Origin of the sequence: Staphylococcus rostri (assembly GCF_002902145.1) — a bacterium.
Taxonomy (GTDB): Bacteria; Bacillota; Bacilli; order Staphylococcales; family Staphylococcaceae; genus Staphylococcus; species Staphylococcus rostri.
Window position 1 is genome coordinate 1 of the sequence record NZ_PPRF01000155.1, and the last position, 977, is coordinate 977.

The 977-nt window shown below is 27.1% G+C and carries 1 protein-coding gene; it reads right to left on the minus strand.

The annotated features are described in order from the left end of the window. The coding region (locus tag CD122_RS11585; RefSeq protein ID WP_169926524.1) for a glycosyltransferase family 2 protein at positions 1-836 on the minus strand (836 nt) is incomplete at its 3' end. Between the last annotated feature and the right edge of the window lie 141 nt (positions 837-977).

The following is a 977-nucleotide window of genomic DNA, read 5'->3' on the forward strand; positions in this document are numbered from 1 at the left end:
GAATCAAAATAAGGACTATCTATAATCTTGTCCTGATTATGTTCTTTTAAATATTCACTATAATGTGTTCCAACAAGAAATTGTATATACTTAATGGTCTTACCGTATATCTCATGAGACTTATCAATTAAGTACATATAATTTTTTTCTATTAATGGTAAGTAACGTTCTTCTAAGTTCCATGCAATTTTACTAAGTGAATGAGGATTATCACTATTATAAAAATATGCTGTTTCAGGGATTAAACCATACGTTTTCTTATCTAATAGGATACTATTTATAAATTTTGCATCTTCCCAAAAACTTATTCCTTCATCAAATCGATAGTTCGGATTCTTCAACAAATCACTTCTGAATGCCATGCCACCAATATGAAATTGTATATACTTATAATCATCAAGTATATTTACTATTTGCTTCCCAGAGTGGAATCTATAATTTAAGCTATGATGTCGATTTGCTCCATTTACAGTTCGTATAAGTGGTGTAGCAACAACATCTATATCGTGAAATATCGTAAAAAATTCATTAATTTTTTCAAAGAAGTTCTCTTCTACTTTGTCTGAATCGTCAATAAAAACAACATAGTTTGATTGTTTACTTATATGTCTAATACCTCTATTTCTAGATGCACTAATCCCTTTGTTTCTTTGATTAAATATTTTAATCCGTTTATTTTCTTTATAGATTTCAAGTCGTTTACTTGTATCATCTATACTGCCATCATTAACAATAATCATTTCGTAATCAAAGTTCTTTAAGCTTTGTCTGATATTTTCTATTGTATTTAAAATATATTTACTTCCGTTATATGTGGAGATTACTATTGAAAACATTAATTCACTCCCAATACAGATCCTTATTCCCCTTGTCATGTATTATCCAATGTATTAAAGCGCTTATTTTTGCTTATTACGTATAATAGATTTGTCTATAACATCTATTTATCTCTAAATATAAAAATATTTTATCAATTA